This window comes from Aeromonas sp. FDAARGOS 1419 (assembly GCF_019047045.1).
GTDB classification, from domain to species: Bacteria; Pseudomonadota; Gammaproteobacteria; order Enterobacterales; family Aeromonadaceae; genus Aeromonas; species Aeromonas veronii.
In genome coordinates, this window is the sequence record NZ_CP077209.1 from 3,043,212 (window position 1) to 3,064,996 (window position 21,785).

Annotated in this window: 20 protein-coding genes; 11 read left to right on the top strand and 9 right to left on the bottom strand. The window is 59.8% G+C overall.

The genetic code is table 11. The annotated features are described in order from the left end of the window. Positions 1-219: 219 nt before the first annotated feature. The gene (gene metH / locus I6L49_RS13765; RefSeq protein ID WP_216951663.1) at positions 220-3,915 is read right to left on the bottom strand and encodes a methionine synthase; all 3,696 of its coding nucleotides are present in this window, start codon (positions 3,913-3,915) and stop codon (positions 220-222) included. A gap of 216 nt (positions 3,916-4,131) precedes the next feature. Between metH and I6L49_RS13770 the strand changes: the two genes are divergently transcribed. After that, positions 4,132-5,409 (top strand): sodium:proton antiporter, encoded by a 1,278-nt coding sequence (locus I6L49_RS13770; RefSeq protein WP_021231596.1) that lies wholly within the window; start codon positions 4,132-4,134, stop codon positions 5,407-5,409. A gap of 506 nt (positions 5,410-5,915) precedes the next feature. Continuing rightward, a complete protein-coding gene (locus I6L49_RS13775; RefSeq protein ID WP_005340085.1) occupies positions 5,916-6,092 on the top strand; it encodes a hypothetical protein in 177 nt (58 codons plus the stop codon). A gap of 153 nt (positions 6,093-6,245) precedes the next feature. Here the strand turns inward: I6L49_RS13775 and I6L49_RS13780 are convergent, their stop codons facing one another. Continuing rightward, entirely contained in the window at positions 6,246-6,743 is a 498-nt protein-coding gene (locus tag I6L49_RS13780) for a GNAT family N-acetyltransferase (RefSeq protein WP_069529746.1), read from the bottom strand. A 156-nt stretch (positions 6,744-6,899) separates the two neighbouring features. On the opposite strand from I6L49_RS13780, the gene I6L49_RS13785 reads away from it, so the two are divergent. After that, positions 6,900-7,862, top strand: a complete 963-nt coding sequence (locus I6L49_RS13785; protein ID WP_216951665.1) for an IS1595 family transposase — start codon at positions 6,900-6,902, stop codon at positions 7,860-7,862. 49 nt (positions 7,863-7,911) lie between these two features. On the opposite strand, the gene I6L49_RS13790 is transcribed toward I6L49_RS13785, so the two are convergent. After that, positions 7,912-8,733 (bottom strand): HDOD domain-containing protein, encoded by an 822-nt coding sequence (locus I6L49_RS13790; RefSeq protein ID WP_005357745.1) that lies wholly within the window; start codon positions 8,731-8,733, stop codon positions 7,912-7,914. A 169-nt stretch (positions 8,734-8,902) separates the two neighbouring features. Here I6L49_RS13790 and I6L49_RS13795 point away from each other — a divergent pair, with 169 nt between their 5' ends. Next, complete coding sequence (locus tag I6L49_RS13795) at positions 8,903-9,169, top strand: hypothetical protein (RefSeq protein WP_005348674.1); 267 nt, start codon at positions 8,903-8,905, stop codon at positions 9,167-9,169. A 73-nt stretch (positions 9,170-9,242) separates the two neighbouring features. Here the strand turns inward: I6L49_RS13795 and aphA are convergent, their stop codons facing one another. Then, positions 9,243-9,962, bottom strand: a complete 720-nt coding sequence (aphA, locus tag I6L49_RS13800) for an acid phosphatase AphA (RefSeq protein ID WP_216949753.1) — start codon at positions 9,960-9,962, stop codon at positions 9,243-9,245. 106 nt (positions 9,963-10,068) lie between these two features. Next, on the bottom strand, positions 10,069-10,743 hold the full coding sequence (locus I6L49_RS13805; RefSeq protein WP_216951666.1) for an adenine nucleotide alpha hydrolase: 675 nt from the start codon (positions 10,741-10,743) through the stop codon (positions 10,069-10,071). Between the two features lie 166 nt (positions 10,744-10,909). Between I6L49_RS13805 and I6L49_RS13810 the strand changes: the two genes are divergently transcribed. The 7 genes from I6L49_RS13810 to I6L49_RS13840 all read left to right on the top strand — a co-directional run bounded on the left by I6L49_RS13810 (position 10,910) and on the right by I6L49_RS13840 (position 18,016). Continuing rightward, on the top strand, positions 10,910-12,229 hold the full coding sequence (locus I6L49_RS13810; RefSeq protein WP_042052570.1) for an MFS transporter: 1,320 nt from the start codon (positions 10,910-10,912) through the stop codon (positions 12,227-12,229). 138 nt (positions 12,230-12,367) lie between these two features. Next, the gene (locus tag I6L49_RS13815; protein ID WP_005357737.1) at positions 12,368-13,090 is read left to right on the top strand and encodes a MarC family NAAT transporter; all 723 of its coding nucleotides are present in this window, start codon (positions 12,368-12,370) and stop codon (positions 13,088-13,090) included. 159 nt (positions 13,091-13,249) lie between these two features. Further along, a complete protein-coding gene (locus I6L49_RS13820; protein WP_005340062.1) occupies positions 13,250-13,453 on the top strand; it encodes a hypothetical protein in 204 nt (67 codons plus the stop codon). 263 nt (positions 13,454-13,716) lie between these two features. Beyond that, positions 13,717-14,613 (top strand): N-acetylmuramic acid 6-phosphate etherase, encoded by an 897-nt coding sequence (gene murQ / locus I6L49_RS13825; protein ID WP_216949754.1) that lies wholly within the window; start codon positions 13,717-13,719, stop codon positions 14,611-14,613. A 95-nt stretch (positions 14,614-14,708) separates the two neighbouring features. Beyond that, a complete protein-coding gene (murP, locus tag I6L49_RS13830; protein ID WP_213387940.1) occupies positions 14,709-16,163 on the top strand; it encodes a PTS N-acetylmuramic acid transporter subunit IIBC in 1,455 nt (484 codons plus the stop codon). Positions 16,164-16,265: 102 nt separating this feature from the next. Next, a complete protein-coding gene (locus I6L49_RS13835; protein WP_216949755.1) occupies positions 16,266-17,339 on the top strand; it encodes a porin in 1,074 nt (357 codons plus the stop codon). 41 nt (positions 17,340-17,380) lie between these two features. Next, the gene (locus tag I6L49_RS13840) at positions 17,381-18,016 is read left to right on the top strand and encodes a DUF2057 family protein (protein WP_254127480.1); all 636 of its coding nucleotides are present in this window, start codon (positions 17,381-17,383) and stop codon (positions 18,014-18,016) included. Between the two features lie 68 nt (positions 18,017-18,084). Here I6L49_RS13840 and I6L49_RS13845 read toward each other — a convergent pair whose 3' ends face one another. From I6L49_RS13845 to I6L49_RS13860, 4 genes are all read right to left on the bottom strand, one after another. Further along, positions 18,085-18,948 (bottom strand): SIS domain-containing protein, encoded by an 864-nt coding sequence (locus tag I6L49_RS13845; protein ID WP_108588468.1) that lies wholly within the window; start codon positions 18,946-18,948, stop codon positions 18,085-18,087. Positions 18,949-18,980: 32 nt separating this feature from the next. Further along, complete coding sequence (gene tldD, locus I6L49_RS13850; RefSeq protein WP_216949756.1) at positions 18,981-20,429, bottom strand: metalloprotease TldD; 1,449 nt, start codon at positions 20,427-20,429, stop codon at positions 18,981-18,983. A 178-nt stretch (positions 20,430-20,607) separates the two neighbouring features. Further along, positions 20,608-21,414, bottom strand: a complete 807-nt coding sequence (locus I6L49_RS13855; protein WP_216949757.1) for a carbon-nitrogen hydrolase family protein — start codon at positions 21,412-21,414, stop codon at positions 20,608-20,610. Between the two features lie 25 nt (positions 21,415-21,439). Beyond that, positions 21,440-21,760, bottom strand: coding sequence for a Dabb family protein (locus tag I6L49_RS13860; protein ID WP_216949758.1), 321 nt, complete (start codon positions 21,758-21,760; stop codon positions 21,440-21,442). Between the last annotated feature and the right edge of the window lie 25 nt (positions 21,761-21,785).

Genomic DNA, 21,785 nt, shown 5'->3' on the forward strand with positions numbered 1-21,785 from the left:
AGAAGGCTGTGCCTGGGCAGGATGGGGCGGGAGAGTATAAGGTGCCACAGCGCCAAGACAACGCCAATTGTTTATCCTGACAACAAGACAAACCACGCCAAACCGCACGCTACCCTGTCGCTGTGACCAACAGGTTAAACGGCGGCTCTGCGCAGGTTGTTCAACCCGTGCAAGGATGCCGCCGTTTCTCGTTAAAGATCAACCGATGTCACACGGGAGTCAGTTCAGGTTTGGCCCCAGCCAGCGCTCGGCCTCGGCCAGCGTCATCCCCTTGCGAACGGCGTAATCCTCCGCCTGATCTTGCTGGATCTGTGCCACCGCGAAGTATTTGCTCTCGGGATGAGAGAAGTACCAGCCCGACACCGCAGCCCCCGGCCACATGGCGTAGGATTCGGTAAGCTGCATGCCGATAGCCTGCTCCACCTCCAGCAGCTCCCAGATGCTTCCCTTCTCGGTATGCTCCGGACAGGCCGGATAACCGGGGGCCGGGCGGATGCCCTGATAGTTCTCGCGGATCAGCTCCTCGTTGCTGAGGGCTTCGTCCGGGGCATAACCCCAATGCACCTTGCGCACCTGCTCGTGCAGGTACTCGGCAAACGCCTCGGCCAGACGGTCACACACCGCCTGAATGAGGATGGCATTGTAGTCATCGTGCTGCGCCTTGTAGGCCTTGGCGATGGCCTCCTCACCGATACCGCCGGTCACCGCGAAGGCGCCGATCCAGTCGGGCTTGCCGCTCTCTTTCGGCGCCACATAGTCCGCCAGACAGTAGTTGGGGAAGCCCTGCTTCTCGCTCTGCTGGCGCAGGTGATGCAGCACCTTGATGACCTCGGTGCGCGACTCGTCGCTGTAGACCTCGATGCTATCCCCTACCGCGTTGGCCGGGAACAGGCCGATCACCCCGGCACAGCGCACGCTCTGATCCTTTTCCAGCTGCTCCAGCATGGCGTTGGCGTCGGCAAACAGCTTGGTCGCTTCCTCGCCGATGATCTCGTCCTCAAGGATGCGCGGATACTTGCCCGCCAGCTCCCAGCTGAGGAAGAACGGCGTCCAGTCGATGTAGGGGCGCAGCACCGAAATGGGTACATCTTCGAACTTCTGCACCCCGAGCTCGCGGGGCTTCGGCGGCTGGTAGCCAACCCAGTCCAGCTGGTGCCGGTTGGCGCGGGCATGAGCCAGACTGACCGGGCGGGAGCGCGGCTGCTTGCGGGCATGCTGATCCCGGGCGATCTCGTACTCCTTGTCGATGCGGGCGACAAACGCCTCCTTGAGATCCGGGCTGAGCAGGCTCTGGGCCACCCCCACCGCACGAGACGCGTTGGAGACATAGACCACCGGCTCCGAGTAGTTCTGCTCGATCTTCACCGCAGTGTGCGCCTTGGAGGTGGTGGCACCGCCGATCAAGAGCGGCAGCTTGAAGCCCTGACGCTCCATCTCCTTGGCCACGTGCACCATCTCGTCCAGCGACGGAGTGATGAGACCCGACAACCCGATGATATCGGCGCCGACCTCACGCGCAGTCTTGAGAATGGTCTCGCAGGAGACCATGACCCCGAGGTCGACAATCTCGAAGTTGTTGCACTGCAGCACCACCCCGACGATGTTCTTGCCGATGTCGTGCACATCCCCTTTCACGGTGGCCAGCACGATTTTGCCATTGCTGGAGCCACCCGACTTTTCCGCCTCGATATAGGGCTGCAGATAGGCCACCGCCCGCTTCATCACCCGCGCCGATTTCACCACCTGCGGCAGGAACATCTTGCCCGCGCCGAACAGGTCGCCGACCACGTTCATGCCATCCATCAACGGCCCTTCGATGACGTGCAGCGGCTTCTCGGCGCCAGCGCGTGCCTCTTCGGTATCCTCTTCGATAAAGTCGGTGATCCCCTTGACCAGCGCGTGCTCCAGCCGCTTGCCCACCGGCCAGCTGCGCCACTCCTGATCCCGCGGATCCTCAGCCTGAGCACCGGCACCGCGATACTTCTCGGCGATGGCCAGCAACTCCTCGGTGGCGTTGTCATTGAGGTTGAGCACCACCGCCTCGACCTTCTCTTTCAGCTCCGCCGGAATGTCTTCATAGATGGCGAGCTGACCGGCATTGACGATCCCCATGTCCATGCCGTTCTTGATGGCGTGGTAGAGGAAGACGGCGTGAATCGCTTCCCGCACCGGCTCGTTGCCGCGAAACGAAAACGAGACGTTGGAGACGCCGCCGGAGATCATGGCGTGGGGCAGGTGCGTTTTGATGTCCTTCACCGCCTCGATGAAGTCCACCGCGTAGTTGTTGTGCTCATCGATGCCGGTCGCCACCGCGAAGATATTGGGGTCGAAGATGATGTCTTCCGGCGGGAAACCGACCTGATCCACCAGGATCCGGTAGGCACGCTGGCAGATCTCGAACTTACGGGCGCGGGTATCGGCCTGACCCGCTTCATCGAACGCCATCACGATGACGGCGGCGCCGTAGCGGCGCAGCAGTTTCGCCTGCTGAATGAACTTCTCCTCCCCCTCTTTCATGGAGATGGAGTTGACCACCGGCTTGCCCTGCACGCACTTGAGGCCCGCTTCCAGCACCTCCCACTTGGAGGAGTCGATCATCACCGGCACCCGGGCGATATCAGGCTCACCGGCGATAAGATTCAGGAAGCGCACCATAGCCGCTTCGGCGTCCAGCATCCCCTCATCCATGTTGATGTCGATGATCTGGGCGCCGTTCTCTACCTGCTGCTTGGCAACATCGAGCGCCTCGTCGTAAAGCCCCTCCTTGATCAGCCGCTTGAACTTGGCCGAACCGGTAACGTTGGTGCGCTCCCCTACGTTCACGAACATGGACTCAGGGGTGATGATAAGGGGCTCGAGGCCCGACAGGCGGCAGGCCACCGGCAGCTCGGGCAGCACACGCGGCTTGATGCCCGCCACGGCATCGGCCATGGCGCGAATATGGGTCGGGGTGGTGCCGCAGCAACCGCCGACCAGGTTGAGAAAGCCGCTTTGGGCCCACTCGCGGATATGCTCTGCCATCTCACCCGCATCGAGGTCGTACTCGCCGAACGCATTGGGCAGACCGGCGTTGGGGTGGGCGCTGACGCAGGATTCGCTGATGCGAGACAGCTCCTCCACATACTGGCGCAGCTCGTCTGGCCCGAGCGCACAGTTGAGACCGAACGAGACCGGTTTGACGTGGCGCAGCGAATGGTAGAAGGCTTCGGTGGTCTGGCCGGAGAGGGTACGGCCGGAGGCATCGGTAATGGTGCCGGAGATCATCACCGGCAGGCTGTAGCCCAGCGCCTCGAACACCCCTTCCACCGCGAAGGCGGCGGCCTTGGCGTTGAGGGTATCGAAGATGGTCTCGATCAGGATGATGTCAGCGCCGCCCTCGATCAGGGCGTGGGTCGATTCGGTATAGGCGGCCACCAGCTGGTCATAGGTGACGTTGCGCTTGCCGGGATCGTTGACGTCAGGCGAGATGGAGGCGGTACGGTTGGTGGGGCCCAACACCCCTGCTACGAAGCGCGGCTTGGCGGGATCTTTTGCCGTCCACTCGTCGGCCACGGCGCGGGCCAGACGGGCAGCTTCACGATTAATCTCGGCCGAGAACTCTTCCATCTCGTAATCGGCCATGGCGATGCGAGTGGCGTTGAAGGTGTTGGTCTCGAGAATGTCGGCCCCGGCAGCGCAATACTGCTCGTGGATCTCGCGGATCACCGCCGGACGAGTCAGCACCAGCAGGTCGTTGTTGCCCTTGATGTCGGTATGCCAGTCAGCAAACCGCTCACCCCGATAATCCGCTTCCCCCAGCTTGTAGCCCTGGATCATGGTGCCCATGGCCCCGTCGATGATCAGGATCCGCTCCCTGAGGCAGGCTTCCAGCTTCTTTGTTACGTCCGACTGCTTGCTCGGCTCTCTGCTCGACATTACGTTCGACACCGCGTGTTCCTCTTACATCCATGCAACTGCGTAAACAGCATCCTAACAGCAAACAAATAAAATGGAAATCTAGCCGTCTATCAGTCCAAATGCGCCACCATATACTCATTTATGGGTAATGAGTAACATAGGGCCCGAGAGTAACCTATGCCCGTCCTGCATAGGGATACGTGCTTGCTGTCTACCAACGAGAAAAAAATAACTATGAGCGTCTACTACACACTCTGTTTTCTGGCAGCGTTGGCGATTTTTATCGCCTTTGCCAACCAGTATGTTGTGAAGATCCAGACCACCATCGCCATTACTGCGGGCTCCATGCTGATCTCCGCACTGCTGGTGCTGTTTGGCAAACTGGGCTGGTTCAACCTGGAACCTCTTGCCGTCAAGACCATGGAGAGCATCGACTTCCAGAACTTCCTGCTGAAGGGGATTCTGGGCTTCCTGCTGTTCGCCGGTGGCCTTGGCATCAACCTCAAGGCGCTGCGTAGCCAGAAGTGGGAGATCACCATTCTGGCCATCATTGCCACCCTGCTCTCCACCTTCCTCATCGGCTACGGCTTCTGGTTTATTGCCAAGCTGCTGGGCTGGGAGTTGCCGCTGGTCTACTGCATGCTGTTCGGTGCGCTGATCTCCCCCACTGACCCGATTGCCGTACTGGCCATCGTCAAGAAGATGAAAGCGCCACCCCAGATCGCCATCCAGATCGAAGGGGAATCCCTGTTCAACGACGGCGTTGGCCTCGTCATCTTCGCTACCGTGTTTGCCGTCGCCTTTGGCGGGGTCGAGCCCACCTTCGGTAGCGTGGCCGGTCTGTTCCTGCACGAAGCCCTCGGCGGCATCCTGTTCGGTGCCGTGCTGGGCCTCATTGCCCACGTGATGATCAGCGCCACCGACGATGGTTCATTGGAGCTGCTGCTGACCCTCTGCATCCCGACCGCCGGCTTCGCTTTTGCCAACATGATCGGCGTCTCCGGCGCACTGGCCATGGTGGTCACCGGCATCATGATCGGCAACTGGACCCGTCACTCCGGCTTCTCCGAGCAGAGCAGCCATCACCTGGATCACTTCTGGGAGTTGATGGACCAGTTCCTCAACGCCCTGCTGTTCCTGCTGATCGGTCTGGCGCTGGTACTGCTGGATCTCGCCTGGCGTGACTGGATCCTGCTGGTCATTGCGGTGCCGCTCTGCCTGGGCGCCCGTTTTATCAGCGTGTCGCTGCCCTATGTGGCTTTCCGCCGATTCCGCAATTACAACACCTTCTCGGTGCGGATCCTCACCTGGGGTGGCCTGCGCGGTGGTCTGGCGATGGCGATGGCACTGGCACTCCCCTCCGGCGTCATGATGATCCCGGAACATGGCGTCGATCTGCGTCAGGTCATCCTGGTGATGACCTACTCGGTGGTGATGTTCTCCATCGTGGTGCAAGGCATGACCATCACCCCGATGATCACGGCAGCCAAAAAGGCCTGTGGCGACTACTGAGTCGGCCCACTGTGCTGATTGCAGAATGAGAGAGGGCTCCCGTCGGGAGCCCTCTTGTTATGGCGGATAGTTGCGAATATTTGCTGCTGATAGCGTCTTGATTAGACAGAGGAAAAGCGTACTGACTTCAACATCGGCAAATTATTGTTTGCTTTTTATTCATTTCGAGGAGAGAATGCGCGTCGGCTAGTTAATCAGCCCTGTTTATGTTTACCCTGCAATGCTTCACCTCACGATGAATCCTGCCAGTACCCGCATAACCTTCTTCTGATTTACTCGCCTTGAGAACCGTCAGGCTGTCTGCCTGCGTTGCCCGGCTCTCACGGTGCAGACCCGATCTGCCCACCCAATTTGATTTATGCATCAGCATATTCCTTGAAAGTGCAGACGCCCCTTAACCGGGCTGGGTATTCCTGCGCGCTTGTCGTTCACCCAATCGACCGCGCCCATTGACCTGACATTTGCCAATACAAGGAGCAAACACCTAATTTATATAGAGAAATACCATGATGAAAGCAGTACAAACACACAAGCCCCTGCGTCGCAGCAAGCCCATCAACCTGCCTGTGCAAGAGCACGACAATGATGCGTTTCTGATCCAGTTCAGCACCCGCTTCAGCGGCGGTTTCGCCATCTCCTGTGATGGTATCGCTGGCGAGTTCTCCATCGAAGACCTCAACTGATCCTGCCTGCCCTCCGGCAGCGCCCGATGCAGACAGGCCGCAACTCACGGCGGCCTCTTTGCTTCTCTCACGCCTTTAGCCAGATCCAGCCTCTTGCTTGTCACTCAGCCTGACAGCTACCTCGCCATTTGCTTTTCAGCTCTCTGACCTTGATCACTGCTCCAGCAGCAGGCATTCGTCAGCATCTTCGCTCAATTTGACCAGTCGACTGCGCACCAGCCCCAGCTTGGCCAGCAGGCCGATGGATCGCTCGTTGCCCGGGGTGACGATGGCAACTACCTGCCCGATCCCCAATCGGCTTTTGCCATCGGCAAGAGCGGCCTGCGCCGCTTCAATGGCGTAGCCCTGACCGCGATATTGCGGCAGGAAGGCATAACCGATATCGACCTGCTCCAGTGTGTCGCGCTTGATCAGGCCGCAGATACCGAGGCTGGCACCGTCCTCCTTGCGCTCCACCAGATAGAGTCCGTGACCATAGCGGGCATAGCTGACCGCCGGCCCCTGCTGGATATACTCCTGCGCCTGCTCCAGGGTGCGAATGCCCCGATCGCCGATGTAGCGATAAAAGTCGCCGTCATTGAGCAGCTCAAGGATGAAGGGGGCATCGGTGGCGATCATTTCGCGCAGGATCAGTCGGGAGGAGGCAATCATGGCAAGGGCTCTCAAACGGAAAGTGAAGGGCAAAGAGTGCCCCGTCACTCCAGGGCTGGCAAGCCTGTGGCACCATCGGCCATGAAAAAGGCTCTGTCCCAATTACGTGTTGAAAGGCTAATCTTGAAACAGGCCATCACCTTGAGGGCTACCATCATGGATACCCCAGCCTTTCAACACCTGTTATCCCTCTTTCCCCAGTTAACCCTGCGCCAGCGCCGTGTTGCTCAACAGGAGCTCACCGCACCCCATGCCATTACCTCGCTCAATACCCAGTTACCGGCATGCCGCAGTTGTCCTCATTGTCACGCCGATGCCGCCCAGCTGGCACCTTGGGGCTGGAGTCGTGGACTACGTCGCTACCGCTGCAAACTGTGTCTGCGCACCAGCTCGGTGCTAACCAGGACGCCTCTGGCCCGGTTGCGTAAAGCCCAGTGCTGGGAAGACTACGCGCAAGCCCTCATCGAAGGGCTGACCGTCCGCCAGGCAGCGATGCGTTGCGGGGTCAGCAAAAACACCGCGTTCCTCTGGCGGCACCGTTTCTTGCGCGCGATGGCCACTCATCAAGCCACTCGTGAAGAAGGCATCGTTGAGGTGGATGAGACCTTCTTCCTCGAGTCATTCAAGGGGCAGCGGGGATTGCCGCGTCCGCCGCGGCATCGTGGTGGCAAGGGACGAACCCGGGGAACCGGACGGGATTATATACCGGTGATGGTGGTGCTGGACCGTGCAGGTCACCATGCAGATTTTCAGTTGGAAGAGATGAATGCCGAGACGGTCATCGCGGTGTTGAAGCCCCTTGTCTCGCCGGATGCCGTGCTGTGTAGCGATGGTGCGGGTGTGTATGCCAGCTTCAGCAAAGTACAGGGTGTGACGCATCAAGTGGTACGCAATCGTCAGGGTGAGCGAGTAGCCGGCGCGTATCACATTCAGCACGTGAACGGGTATCACCATCGGTTGAAAGAGTGGATGGTACGTTTCCATGGCGTGGCGACGCACTACCTGAAGAACTACCTGGGTTGGCGCAGGATGCTGGAGCGTTACGGGAGGGGAGTGAATATCAAAGCGTGTTTGCATGAGGCACTGGGGCACCCCATGCAACACGTAATTGGGACATAGCCATGAAAAAGGGGCCATGTTGGCCCCTGATGAGATGGGATAAACGGGCTCAGGCAGCCAGCAATCCGGCATAGCCATTACCCTGCTCGCGCAGTGCAGTGAACTGGGCGGCGCAATCGGCCCAGCTCAGCCCCAACGCGTCTGCCACCTTGTGGGGCCACTCGGGCGGCGCCTCTTCCCCCACATCAGATTGCGCAGCCAGCACGATCGCCAGATGGATCAACCCTGCCTCGGCGGAGAACTCCTTGGCCAGCATGGGGTTGTAGTGATACTCCACCGCATTGCTGATGGTCTCGGGGAACTTCCAGTAGCGTGCCATGGCCGCCCCGACCTGGGCATAGTTGAAGCCGACCACCAGCTCTTCCGCCTTGGCCCGTCCCTTGTGCAACTCCAGATCGTGGATGTGATGGACGGTGTTTTCCGGCAGGCCCACATGCATCACCAGTCGGCCAAGATCGTAGAGCAGGGCGCAGGTAAAGACCTCATCCCCCTTCATCCCCTTCTTCACCGCCAGACGACGGGCCAGCTCCGCCACGTTGAAGACGCAGCCCCAGAAATGTTTGAGGTCAATGCCGGGCACCGCAGTGACCGATTCGGTGAGCCCGCAGGCCAGCACCATGTTGCGCACCATCGCCAACCCCAGCCGCACTGCGGCTTCATTGACGGTGCCGATCTGGCGACTGCTGCCGAACTTGGCCGAGTTGGCCAGCCGCAGCAACTTGGCGGAGATGACAGGATCCTTGTTGATCAACTTGCTGATCTTGAGCAGATCCGGATCCTTTTCATTGAAGGTCTGGATCAAATCGCGCATCACTTCCGGGATCTGGGGCAGTAGCTTGGGCTCGGCCAGCAGGGAATCTATCGTGGGCATAGGCGTGTCCATCCATGTTATCTGTGTTCCAACCTGTTTGCCTTGGCAAACTCCTCCTAATTATGGGTAACAAATGGCCTCCCCATCGGATTGTTTATTCGCAGGCTGTTCAAGGTGTTAGCCCCATTCAGGCTATACTGGCCGCCACATTCACTGTTGCGGATATCCCATGAACGACACTCAGGAATTTTTTGACGAAGACGCGCTGCTGGAGATGGTGGAGAACCAGCTCAACGACGGTCACCCGCCCCATGTGAAGGCGACCCTGATGCGGCTGGTAATGAAGGGCACCCCGAGGGAAGAGGCGCTGCAATATATCGCCTGCGCCCTCGGTGCCGAGCTGATGGCAATGGAGGCCGATCAGGGCCCCTTCAATCTGACCCGTTACGGCGAGTTCCTCGACAGCCTGCCCGAGATGCCGTGGGCAGACGACTGACCCGAACTGGATAACGGATGCAAAAAGGGCGGGTGCCAATGGCCCCGCCCTTGTTGCATGGATCCGCTCTGGATCAGAACTGGGAGTTGATGATCACCTCTTCCCCCAGCGCCCCTGCCAACGGCAGTGGCCGATAGCTGGAGTTGGCGGCCCGCAGCAGACGAATGCCGCGAATGCCGACCTCCTGCGCCGCCTTGATATCCCCGTCGGCGTCGCCGTAGAAGAGCTTCATCTGCTTATCCTTGAGCCATTGCACTTTGGTGTTCTGGCCTGGCTGATCACCGGCGAAGATCACTGGATTGAGCTGGTCGGCCGGAATATTCATGGTCTGCTGCAAGGTCTGGCTCACGGTTTCGGTCTTGGTGGCCGAGCGGCCGGTGACGAAATAGATGTGGTCACCGCGCTTGAGATGCATGGCGATGAGCGCCTTGCCCACCTCTTTCGGCATGCTGAACGCATCCCAGCCGTTATTCATCTTCTCCCAGAAGGCGGGGTTCTTCAGATAGCTCTCGTCGTTGGGCGAGAACTCCTGTTTGCCGCGATAGAAGCCCGGGCTGGAGAAGAGCAGGGTATCGTCGATATCAAACCCGACCGCCATCGGGGGCAGGCCATCCAGACTCTTGGCAATCTGCTCCACTGACACCCAGTGGATCGGCGCCTGCTGGGCCAACGTAACGGTGGTGACACCGGCAGGGATTGGCTGAACGATAGCGGCTTGACCCGCCACGGCAGGCAGAGAGAGGGCTGCCGCCAGCAAGGAGGCAAGCAGCGCCGGACGAGAGACGTGTTTCATAAGGCAGGTTGTCATCTTCAATCAAAAGAGGGGGCCAATAGTGCCCCCATCCTACCTCTCAAATCTGTGAATGCTCCTGCAAAAGGGAGCATTTGACGCCCGACAATTAATCCTTGATTGGCAGCAGATCGGTAAAGACAAAGCCATCGCGCAGCACTGTCTCGCCGACCCGAATGCCGAGCGGACGGGAGAACATGGGGCCATCATAGGCCAGGGTGTGAAACTCGCCGTTCTCGCCACATGGGTCAACGCCCTCCGGCAACGCCGCCAGCAGTGCCTCGTCAAACTCATGGCCCCCCAGCGCACCATCCAGCTTTTTCGGATCCAGGGTGCTGATCTTCGCCTTCAACCCCACCGTCATCATCTGCTGCGCCAGCTCCCTGGTGTTGCTGCCCCAGAGCGGGAAGAGCGGCTCGATGCCGGTACCGGCCAACTGTTTCTCCCGGTAGGCGCGCACATCCTCGAGGAACAAGTCGCCAAAGGCCATATGGCGGATCCCCTGTGCCACCACATCAGCGATAAAGCCGGTCATGATGCGGGCGTAATCCTCGTTGCTGCAGGGCCAGGGCAGATCGATGGTGGTGAGGGGCAGCCCGACGCAGGCGGCCTGCTCGGTCAACAGCTGCTTGCGCACCCCGTGCATCGCCACCCGCTCGAATGCCTGATTGAGGGTGGTAAACAGCCCCACCACCTCGATGGCGGGATCTTGCCGCAACTGATGCAGTGCCCATGCGCAATCCTTGCCGCTGCTCCAGGAGAGCAGTACCCGTTTCTTTTCCATCATTCCTCCGCCAGCGGGGCATTCGGATTGCCCCAAAAAGATGCAAGACAGTGTTGCGAATTGCGCGATTTACACACAAGAGGCAGGCAGCATACTCTCGATCACCTGTATATGCCCCTTGCACGGGGTGACAATAACTAAAAAAACCGATGGGAAACATACGGATATGACCACGACCACACAACAACATGATCACGCCCGCCCCCTCAATCGACAGGATTACAAAACCCTGAGTCTGGCTGCCCTCGGCGGCGCGCTGGAGTTTTACGACTTCATCATCTTCGTCTTTTTCGCCGTGGTCATAGGCGAGCTGTTCTTCCCGGCCGACATTCCCGAGTGGCTGCGCCAGTTCCAGACCTTCGGCATCTTCGCAGCCGGTTATCTGGCCCGCCCGCTCGGCGGCATCATCATGGCCCACTTTGGCGATCTCATCGGTCGCAAGCGGATGTTCACCCTCAGCATCATCATGATGGCGCTGCCAACCCTGTTGATCGGTCTGCTGCCCACCTATGCGGTGCTCGGCATCGGCGCCCCCATCGCCCTGCTGGGCCTGCGGATCCTGCAAGGCGCCGCCATCGGCGGTGAAGTGCCGGGCGCCTGGGTGTTTGTCGCCGAGCACGTTCCTGCCCGTCGAGTCGGGGTCGCCTGCGGCACGCTCACGGCGGGATTGACGGCCGGCATCCTGCTTGGCTCCCTCATCGCCACTGCGGTCAACAAGAGCCTGACACCAGCCGAAGTGAGCGAGTGGGGCTGGCGAGTGCCCTTCCTGCTGGGCGGTATCTTCGGCATCGTCGCCATGTACCTGCGGCGCTGGTTGCATGAGACCCCGGTCTTCGCCGAGATGAAAGCCAACAAGACCCTGGCTGACGAACTGCCCCTCAAGTCGGTGCTGCGCAACCACAAGAGCAGCGTGGTGGTCTCCATGCTGCTCACCTGGCTGCTCTCCGCCGGTATCGTGGTGGTGATCCTGATGACCCCCACCTATCTGCAGAAGGTCTATGGCATCAGCCCGGCTGACGCCCTGACCGCCAACTCGCTGGCCATCGTGGCCCTGACCCTCGGCTGCATCGTTTATGGTAGACTGATCGACCTGCTGGGCAGCGGTCTCACCTTCATGTTCGGCTCCCTGCTGCTGGCGGGCTCCAGCTATGCCTTCTATCACGGTCTGGCGGCCGGTACGAGCCAGCTGGTGCCGCTCTACATGCTGGCGGGCTTTGCGGTCGGGATTGTCGGTGCCGTGCCTTATGTGATGGTCAACGCCTTCCCGCCGGTGGTGCGCTTCTCCGGTCTGTCATTCTCCTACAACGTGGCCTACGCCATCTTCGGCGGCCTCACCCCGATGGCGGTGACCCTCTGGATGAAGAGCGACATGCTGGCCCCCTCCCACTATGTGGTGAGCCTGTCGGTGCTGGGTTTCGCTATCGGTCTCTGGCTCTGGTTCCAGCAACGGGCCATCCGGCAGCAGCAAGCGCCGCAAGCGGCCTGACCCGAACAACAAGCCCCGGTATCTGCCGGGGCTTTTTTGTACTGCTTATGTTCAGTTTCGCCAGCATAAGATAGCCTCCCTCTGGGGCCTGCCACCCGCATCGCCCCATGGCTTCCAACTCTTTATCCGAGGCTCAAGATGTTCTTTCAGGTCGTATTACTCACTTTGCTGGCGCTGCTGCCCATGGTCAACCCACCCACCACGGCCACCCTGCTGCTGGGGCTGAGCAAGGGGATGTCGCGCGAACACGTGCGCCGTCAGGTCAATCTGGCCGCCATCTATCTGTTCTGCACCCTCTGCATCACCTTCTTTATCGGATCCTCGATCCTGGATCTGTTCGGGATCTCCATTCCGGGCTTGCGCCTGGCCGGTGGTCTCATCATCGGCTTTATCGGCTTTCGCATGCTGTTCCCCGCCCCCAGCCAGCAGAGCGGGGTCGATATCAACCAGAGCATTGCCTTCGTACCGCTCACCATGCCCAGCATGTGCGGGCCAGGTACCATGGCACTGGTAATAAGCGGGGCAGCCCAGATTGCCGAGCTGCCTGACGAGTACAACCGCCTCACCATCTACGCCGGTGTAGTAACGGCGTTTGCCCTGATGAGCCTGATCAGCTGGGGGGTATTGAAGCTGGCGGATCCGGTCTGCAAGATCCTGGGCGCCACCGGCATCGATGCCATGACCCGCATCATGGGCTTCCTGCTGGTCTGCATGGGTATGCAGTTTTGCATCAACGGCATCAAGGAAGTGGCACAGGATCCGGTCTTCCACGGCGGCCAGGCTGTGCAAACCGCGCCGGCGCTCCCAAAGGCTTCCGGCACGTTTGATCAGTTGCCGCAAAAGCCCACCGGCTCTGATTGAAAACGGTATCAAAAAGTCCCTGACGATCTGCACTGATCTTGTTCCTGATCATGTTATTGACACACAAATGAGTTAGTTTGTTTTTCATACAGACTGTATTCAGATGGACGCTGATAGGTTTGTTGATGAATACCCACTCAACTTCAGGAGAGTATGCAGATGGACAAGATGCTGACCGAAATAGGGAGCCATAGCCTGTTTCACGAGTACCTGAACGTGGTTGGGATTGCGAGCCCATCCCTCGCCAAGATCGAGCAACGCTGGGAATATAAAGATCAAGAGCAGCTGGTTGCCAAAATCCAGATCGACAAACAGGGTAACGCTCGCTATTTCATCGACGCCCGCGCCATATCCGTCAACTGATACCGAATAACCCGCCAGCCCCGGTCCAACGACCGGGGCTTTTTGTTGTCTGCCTATCAGGCAAGATAGCCAATGCCGCTGTCACCCCCCTCCTCTCTCCATGCTTCTCTGCAGGAATTTTACCACGATAAAAACAACAACAAATGGAATAATTAATTATGCGATATTGATCTCACAATCAAAATCAAAAATCGATCATGATGGCCAACATCAAAAAAGATGATTTACGCCGGGAATGGCGACGACCTGAAGTAGAGGAAACGATGACCATTGACCTATCAAGCATGATTACTGAAACCCGCAATCCAGCCAGCATCGAGATCGATCAGCTCCCGACACTGGATATGCTGCGGATCATCAATCAAGAAGATCAACACGTTGCAGTCGCTGTAAGCCAACTGCTACCCGAGATCGCCAAGGCTGTAGATGCGATCGCTGCTGCATTTGGCAAAGGTGGCCGCCTGATTTACATCGGGGCAGGCACCTCCGGACGTCTCGGCATTCTGGACGCCAGCGAATGTCCCCCCACCTACGGGGTCTCTGCAGAACTGGTCATCGGTCTGATTGCGGGGGGGCACAAGGCCATCTTGCAGGCAGTGGAGAATGCCGAAGACGATGCAGAACTCGGTGCCAACGATCTTAAAAGCATCCACTTCAGTGCCAATGACGTGCTGGTGGGTATCGCAGCCAGCGGTCGAACCCCCTATGTGCTGGGCGCCATGCAATATGCCAGGAGCCTGGGTGCCACAGTGTGCAGCATCAGCTGCAACCCGGGCAGTCCGCTCGCGAAAGCGGCCGACATCAGCATGGTCGCCGTGGTCGGCCCCGAGATTGTGACCGGCTCCTCCCGCATGAAAGCGGGTACCGCCCAGAAGCTGATCCTCAATATGCTCTCGACCGGCGCCATGATCCGCACCGGCAAGGTCTACGGCAATCTGATGGTGGATGTGGAGGCGACCAACGCCAAACTGGTGGAGCGCCAGAAGCGCATCGTCATGGAAGCAACCGAATGTGACCGTGGCACGGCCGAGCAGGCTCTTGCCGCCGCAGATAACCATTGCAAGACCGCCATCGTAATGATCCTGGCCAATATCTCCGCCAGCGAAGCACGAGAGCGGCTGAAAAGCAGCGGCGGCTTTATCAGCAAATGCACAGATTAATCGGCCGACCGCACATTGGCCGCGCCAGCAATGGCGACAGGATAACAACATAAGCGGGGCATCCGCCCCCTCACATCAGACTGACTGGGTTCTTTATGGCAAAAATAACTGACACCATGATTGGCCAGATCATCCAGGCCATCGGCGGCCGGGATAACATCACCAACTGTGGCCACTGCATGACCCGCTTGCGGCTGAGCCTGGCGGACAGCCTGCATGCCGACCGCGATACTATCAAACGGATTGCCGGGGTGATGGGGGTGATTGAAAGCGACAATCAGTTCCAGATAGTGCTTGGCCCCGGCAAGGCCCAGACTGCCTGCGAGATGATGAATGGCATGCTGAATGCAGACGCGGGAACACTGACCGCCCCCCGCCCGCAATCATCGGATCTTGGCGACATCGCCGCCGCCAACAAACAGGCGCTGAAGCAGAAACAGAGCAGTGCGGCACACCGCTTCCTGGCCAAGTTTGCCACCATTTTCACTCCGCTGATCCCCGGTTTTATCGCTGCGGGTCTGCTGCTCGGCTGTGCCACCCTTATCGAACAGACCCTGTTGCTGGAAGGACAGCAGACAGGGGGCATGCTGGCCGAATTCGTCGGCTACATGAAGCTCTTCAGCAAGGGATTGTTCAGCTTCCTCAGCATCCTGATCGGCTACAACGCCCAGAAGGCGTTTGGTGGCTCCGGCGTCAACGGTGCCATCATCGCCTCTCTGTTTGTCATGGGTTATGACCCTCAGGCCAGCAGCGGCATCTACTCCGGTATCACCGACTTCTTCGGCCATCAGATCGATCCCCGCGGCAACATCATCGGCGTGCTGATCGCCTGCATCATAGGCGCTTCGGTTGAGCGCCAGGTTCGCCGCTACATGCCGGACAGTCTGGATATGATCCTCACTTCCTGCATCACCCTGCTGATCATGGGAGCCGTCACCTTTATCCTGATCATGCCCCTCGGCGTGCAGCTCTATAACGGCATGTCCTGGCTCTTCATCAACCTCAATGGCAACCCGTTCGGTACCGCTATTCTGGCTGGCCTGTTCCTCATCTCGGTGATGTTTGGCATCCACCAGGGGTTCGTTCCCGTCTACTTTGCGCTGATGGATGCCCAGGGCTTCAACTCCCTGTTTCCTATCCTGGCGCTGGCCGGTGCCGGACAGGTAGGCGCTGCGCTGGCGCTCTACAGCCGGGCAGGCAAGGATTCCCTACTGCGCACTCAGGTGAAGGGCACCATCATTCCAGGCATTCTGGGGGTCGGTGAGCCGCTCATCTACGGCGTCACCCTGCCGCGGGTCAAACCATTCATCACCGCCTGTTGCGGTGGTTCGCTGGGGGGATTCGTGGTTGGCCTGATCTCCTGGATGGGTCTGCCGGTCGGCCTCAACACCGTCTTTGGCCCATCCGGTATCGTCGCCCTGCCGCTGATGACCTCCGCCCAGGGGATCTTCCCCGGCATGATGGTCTATGCGGTCGGCCTCGCCGTCGCCTACCTCGGCGGCTACCTCTTCACCCTGATGTTCGGCTGCAAGAACGTCGATCTGAGTTAATCCCTCCTACGGATTTCTAGCCAAGGTCTGGCCCCGAGCAATCGGGGTCATGGCCAAACTCATCCCGGCTCTGGCACAGAGCCCGTACAGGAACGATAAAAAATGAAAAAATCCATGCTTGCTCTGATTCTTCCCGCGCTGCTCGGCACAGGTTCCGCTCATGCGGCCGTCATCTATCAGGCTGACGATGGCTCCAACGTCGACCTCTACGGCCGTCTTGGCTTCAATATTTCCGACAAGAAGAGCGGCAATGATCAGGGTGACTTCGATGGCCGTATCGGCTTTACCGCCCGTCAGACCGTCAATGATGATGTCGCAGTGATCGGCATGGCGCAATATCAGGTCAATGCAGCCGAATACGCCAACAACGTGCAGAAGAACAGCAGCGACCTCACTGCCCGTTACGTCTGGGCCGGGATCGACGCTGGCCAGTGGGGCAAAGTGACCGGTGGGCGCGTCTCTTCCGGCCTCATCATGTTCACCGATATCGGTGATGTGTTTGCCGCCTCTGATGTCTCCATGGCTCGTCAGGCCAGCAAGGTGGACTCCACCGCCGTGCAGGTGTTCCGTCAGGATGGCACCCTGCAGTACCAGAACACCCTCGGCAATCTGGATCTCTCGCTCGCCTACATCCTTGGTAACGGCACCTCGGATCTTGATTACGGCTACAACGGCGCCCTGCGCTACACCTTCGATCTGGGCAATGCCGGTAAACTGGCTCCGGTCGTGGCATATCAGCAGACCAAAGCCGCCCAGAGCAGTGGCAGCAAGGTCGATCCCAATGCCGATGAGTATCGCTTCGCCGGGATCGGTACCCGCTACTATCTCGGCCCTCTGATGTTGGGTGCCCTCTATAGCAAGGATCAGGTGACCTATCGCGATGGCCGTGCCGACAGTGAAGACAAGGTGTGGGAACTGACCGCTGTGTATGACATCAACCAGAAGTGGGCGGCCCGCGCAGGCTACCGTCACCTCGTCAACGAGGGTGGCGACCAGATGGCACTGCGCGATACTACGCTGGAGCTGCAATACAAGCTCACCCCGCGATCTTCCCTCTACAGCGCCTATGTGATCCGCAATGGTGAAGATGGTCTGACTGGTAGCACCATCACCAGCTTTGGTGGCAGCAGCAACAGCGAGAGCTTCTATCATCTCGGCCTGCGCTACGAATTCTGATCTGGTTGCCGGCCTGCGGGCCGGCTCCTTCATGGAGTCTTATGATGGCACGATCCTCCCTGCTCTCTCCCCTACTATTATCCCCCCTGTTTGCCCTGCTGCTCAGCGTACCGGCCACGGCAGCCCGACTGGAGCTGGCCGATACCCTCACCCTGCTCGCCTCGCCACAGGGCAAACCCTCGGCCTTCACCCGGACCATTGAGCTCCCGGCGGGAGAGTTCCGACTGCTGGTCCGCTTTGACAGCCCAAGTGACCCTCGCTCCACCAACGAGAGCCAGGGACGCGTGACCTCGGCTCCTCTGCTGGTTACTCTTACAGCTCCATCACAAGGGACGCTGCAACTGACCACCCCGGTGCTGACCAGCTCCTCGGCTATCCGCCAGTTTGCCGTCAGCCCGGCCCTGCTGCTGAGTGACGGCAAGGGCACCTCACAGCCGATGGCACTACAAGCCTTGCCACGCAGCCATGATGGTCTGGGCACCGATTACCAGGCCCTGCTGGCCAGCCATACGCCAACAGTGAGCTCGGCCCCCATTTTCGCAACACAAGCCGCAACTACCACTCATACAGCTTCGGCACTTACGCCGGAGCAGGCGGATGCCACCCTGCGGGAACTCTATCTGGCGACCGATGCCAAGCGGCGTAAAGCCTTTATCCGCTGGGCCCTTGACCTCTAGCAGACAACAAAAAACCACCTGTTCAGGTGGTTTTTTGTTGTACGGATGATACTGCGGGAGAGCAGGCATCACTCCTTGTTGAGTCGGTCGATGGCATCCCGGGTACCGTCGATCAGAGCCCAGGCTCGCTCGTCTCTGCGCTGCACCAGGCCGAGGAACAGGATGTCGGTAATGGTGTTCTGGGCGGTACGGGAGGAGATGGAAGAGATACGCAGTTCGTTCTCCTCCGCCACCGTATCCAGCACCATGTCGGCCATCTGGCGCAACTGGGTTTGCCGGAACGAAGTCACGGCAATCAGGGTGGCACCATTGCGCTTGGCCAGCTCGGCCGCCGCCAGCACATCACGGCTGGCGCCAGAGTAGGAGATGACCAGCTGCACATCACCCGGTCCCAGGGTCTGGGCGATGGAGATCTGCACATGGCTATCCTGGGCAAACAGGGTAGTTACACCGATCTTGAGCAACTTGTACCAGAGATCCTTGGCGGTCAGTGCCGAACCGCCAATCCCCACCAGCTGTACCCGCCCAGCGCCATCTATGGTGTCGAGTACCTGCTTCAGCAGAGCACTGTCGAGAGCCTGAGTGGTCTCGATGATAGAATTTATCTTCTCCTGCGCCAGCTTCTTGGCCATGGTCTCCAGGTCATCGTCTCGCCCGATGCCATTGTAGAGATCACCGACATTGTCGGTCTTGATGGCATGCTTGCGCCCCAGATCCTCACTGACCGCCAGCTTGAAGGCGGTGAAGCCCTTGAACCCGATCTTCTGGGTGAACTTCACTATGCTCGACTGGCTCACCTCCGCCTGCTGGGCCAGCTCCTGAGAGGAGAAGTGGGTCACCTGTTCCGGACAGGAGAGGATGTAATCGGCAATCTTGAGCTCGCTGGGGGAGAGCTGGCTCCTGATATTGGATATTTTCGACAGGGTAAGCATGGTTTCTCTCTGTTCTTGTTCTGCGTCGAGGCTTACTGGGTACCACCCACGGTGAGCTGATCCAGTTTGAGGGTGGGCTGTCCGACACCGACCGGCACGCTCTGCCCCTCCTTGCCGCAGATGCCGACACCGCGATCCAGCGCAAGATCGCTGCCTACCATGGAGACCTGGCTCATCGCTTCGGGGCCGTTACCGATCAGGGTCGCCCCCTTGATGGGAGCGGTGATCTTGCCATCCTCGATGAGGTAAGCCTCGGAGGCGGAGAAGACAAACTTGCCGGAGGTGATATCCACCTGACCGCCGCCGAAGTTGGGGGCATAAATGCCCTTCTTCACCGAGGCGATGATCTCGGCCGGATCGTACTGACTCGCCAGCATGTAAGTGTTGGTCATGCGCGGCATCGGCATGGCAGCGTAGGATTCGCGGCGCCCGTTGCCGGTGAGTGGCACCCCCATCAGGCGAGCGTTCTGCTTGTCTTGCAGATAACCCTTGAGGATACCGTTCTCGATCAACACGTTGTAGCCGCCCGGCGTCCCCTCGTCATCAATGGAGACGGAGCCGCGCCGACCCGGCAGGGTGCCATCATCGACGATGGTGCAGTGCTTGGAGGCCACCTGCTCGCCGATGCGGCCAGCAAATGCGGAAGATCCCTTGCGGTTGAAATCCCCCTCCAGACCGTGGCCCACCGCCTCGTGCAGCAGCACGCCGGGCCAGCCGGAGCCCAGCACCACCGGCATGGTACCGGCTGGCGCGTCGATGGCTTCCAGATTGACCAGCGCCTGACGCACCGCTTCACGCACATAGCCAAAGGCGCGGCTCTCCAGCCCGTCCAGTTCGAGGAACCAGTCGTAACCAAAGCGCCCGCCGCCACCGGCACTGCCACGCTCGCGGCGATCGCCCTTCTCGGCGATCACAGTCACCGACAGACGCACCAGCGGACGCACATCCGCGGCCAGGGTGCCGTCGGTGGCGGCCACCAGCACCTCTTCGTAGACGCCGCTGATGGAGGCCATCACCTGATTGATGGCGGGATCCAGACTTCTGGCGAACTTGTCCATCTGCTCCAGCAGGGCGATCTTCTGATGCTTGTCGAGGGTCTGCAGCGGATCCATGGCCGGATAGAGCAGGTTCGCTTCGGTGCGGGCCCACGCCTTCACCTTGCCGTGCGCACCGGCAGCCGCGATGCCGCGAGCGGCAGTCACCGACTGTTGCAGGGCCAGCAGGCTCAGCTCGTCCGAGTAGGCGAAGCCGGTCTTCTCGCCGCTGACGGCGCGCACCCCGACACCCTGATCGATGTTGTAGCTGCCATCCTTGACGATGCCATCTTCCAGCATCCAGGACTCGTGCCAGCTGCGCTGGAAATAGAGATCGCCGAACTCGACCTGATGGCTCATCAGGCTGCCGAGCAGCTGCTGCAGGCGCCCTTCATCGAGGTCGTTCGGGGCCAACAGGGAGGCACTAACCTGGCTCAATAGACTCAATCTTCTTCTCCAATCTCGACGTGAGATGTCGTAACGGTTAATTCATCCGGTGTGGCCCGGTGTGCAGTTCGTATTCGCAGGGTGCAATGGGCGCCGTGAATGGCGCCGCCAACCCCAAGATCGGCACAGGTGCAATGCGCTTCGCTTATTGCACCCTACGTCGATCAACACCCCGGGATCACAGCAACCGGGCATGCCTCAGCACTGGCATGGTGCGTTTCAATTCGTCGATAAGCCCGGGCTCCATCTTCGCCAGCACTGTGCCGCCCTCGAACTCTTTGCTCGCCAGCACCCGACCCCAGGGGTCGATCACCATGCTGTGGCCCCAGGTCTGGCGCCCTGTCTCATGAGTACCGCCCTGATTGGCAGCGACTACGTAGCACTGGTTTTCGATGGCGCGGGCCCGCAGCAGCGGCTCCCAGTGCGCCTCGCCGGTCACGGCGGTAAAGGCAGCAGGCACCAGCAGCACGCGCGCACCAGCTCGGGCCAACTGGCGGTAGAGCTCGGGAAAGCGCAGATCATAACAGATCGAGAGGCCGAGGGGACCAAAGGGGGAGTCCACCAGCACAGGCTCCTCGCCGGAGCTGAAGGTCTCCGACTCCCGATAGCGGCCGTGATTATCCGCCACATCCACGTCGAACAGGTGGATCTTGTGGTAGTGGCCCCTGAGCACACCGCTGGGGTCAAACACCAGCGAGCTGGTGTGGATATGGTCGGAACCTGCGATGGTGGTCGGCATAGCCCCGGCCACCAGCCAGATACCGTAATCGCGGGCCCATTCAGCCAGTTGCTGCTGGATCGGGCCCTCACCTATTGCCTCGGCACCATCCAGATAGCCCTGTCGTTCGCCAAACAGGGCAAAGTTCTCCGGCAGCAGCACCAGCAGCGGCCGCTCTTTGGGCAAGGCCGCCAGCTCGGCGGCGATCTGCTCCCGGTTATCCTGCCAGTGACGGCCAGATACCAGCTGTATTGCGGCTAACCACATGACGTTCTCCTTGTCGCTTGGGCCATCAGACGGTGACAGCATCCCCTGCCTGCAGGGTGTAATCCAGTACAATGATTCGCTCCAGCACTGGGCGAAAGATGGCCTTGAGGGCATCGTGATCAGGATGGGGCAGATAGCGCTGGCGGGCCGCTTCGTCGGCGAAGGTCATCAGCACGCTGTGGGTAAAGCCACCATCCCTCCCCTCCGGGCTGTCATTCTCCCCCCACTCCACGGCGGTCACGCCGCTAACCTGATGGGGAATGGCGAGAAAAGCGGTACGGACCGTATCTATCTGGGCAGGCTGGGTGCCCGGCTTGAAGGCGATCAGCAGGATATGTCGGATCATGGCTCACTCCTTGTGATGGTGTCGT

What these genes read in the sequence shown, in the direction of transcription:
- metH (WP_216951663.1), bottom strand. Translation starts at nt 3,915, where the DNA reads ATGTCGAGCAGAGAGCCGAGCAAGCAGTCGGACGTAACAAAGAAGCTG.
- I6L49_RS13770 (WP_021231596.1), top strand. Translation starts at nt 4,132, where the DNA reads ATGAGCGTCTACTACACACTCTGTTTTCTGGCAGCGTTGGCGATTTTT.
- I6L49_RS13775 (WP_005340085.1), top strand. Translation starts at nt 5,916, where the DNA reads ATGATGAAAGCAGTACAAACACACAAGCCCCTGCGTCGCAGCAAGCCC.
- I6L49_RS13780 (WP_069529746.1), bottom strand. Translation starts at nt 6,743, where the DNA reads ATGATTGCCTCCTCCCGACTGATCCTGCGCGAAATGATCGCCACCGAT.
- I6L49_RS13785 (WP_216951665.1), top strand. Translation starts at nt 6,900, where the DNA reads ATGGATACCCCAGCCTTTCAACACCTGTTATCCCTCTTTCCCCAGTTA.
- I6L49_RS13790 (WP_005357745.1), bottom strand. Translation starts at nt 8,733, where the DNA reads ATGCCCACGATAGATTCCCTGCTGGCCGAGCCCAAGCTACTGCCCCAG.
- I6L49_RS13795 (WP_005348674.1), top strand. Translation starts at nt 8,903, where the DNA reads ATGAACGACACTCAGGAATTTTTTGACGAAGACGCGCTGCTGGAGATG.
- aphA (WP_216949753.1), bottom strand. Translation starts at nt 9,962, where the DNA reads ATGAAACACGTCTCTCGTCCGGCGCTGCTTGCCTCCTTGCTGGCGGCA.
- I6L49_RS13805 (WP_216951666.1), bottom strand. Translation starts at nt 10,743, where the DNA reads ATGGAAAAGAAACGGGTACTGCTCTCCTGGAGCAGCGGCAAGGATTGC.
- I6L49_RS13810 (WP_042052570.1), top strand. Translation starts at nt 10,910, where the DNA reads ATGACCACGACCACACAACAACATGATCACGCCCGCCCCCTCAATCGA.
- I6L49_RS13815 (WP_005357737.1), top strand. Translation starts at nt 12,368, where the DNA reads ATGTTCTTTCAGGTCGTATTACTCACTTTGCTGGCGCTGCTGCCCATG.
- I6L49_RS13820 (WP_005340062.1), top strand. Translation starts at nt 13,250, where the DNA reads ATGGACAAGATGCTGACCGAAATAGGGAGCCATAGCCTGTTTCACGAG.
- murQ (WP_216949754.1), top strand. Translation starts at nt 13,717, where the DNA reads ATGACCATTGACCTATCAAGCATGATTACTGAAACCCGCAATCCAGCC.
- murP (WP_213387940.1), top strand. Translation starts at nt 14,709, where the DNA reads ATGGCAAAAATAACTGACACCATGATTGGCCAGATCATCCAGGCCATC.
- I6L49_RS13835 (WP_216949755.1), top strand. Translation starts at nt 16,266, where the DNA reads ATGAAAAAATCCATGCTTGCTCTGATTCTTCCCGCGCTGCTCGGCACA.
- I6L49_RS13840 (WP_254127480.1), top strand. Translation starts at nt 17,381, where the DNA reads ATGATGGCACGATCCTCCCTGCTCTCTCCCCTACTATTATCCCCCCTG.
- I6L49_RS13845 (WP_108588468.1), bottom strand. Translation starts at nt 18,948, where the DNA reads ATGCTTACCCTGTCGAAAATATCCAATATCAGGAGCCAGCTCTCCCCC.
- I6L49_RS13855 (WP_216949757.1), bottom strand. Translation starts at nt 21,414, where the DNA reads ATGTGGTTAGCCGCAATACAGCTGGTATCTGGCCGTCACTGGCAGGAT.
- I6L49_RS13860 (WP_216949758.1), bottom strand. Translation starts at nt 21,760, where the DNA reads ATGATCCGACATATCCTGCTGATCGCCTTCAAGCCGGGCACCCAGCCT.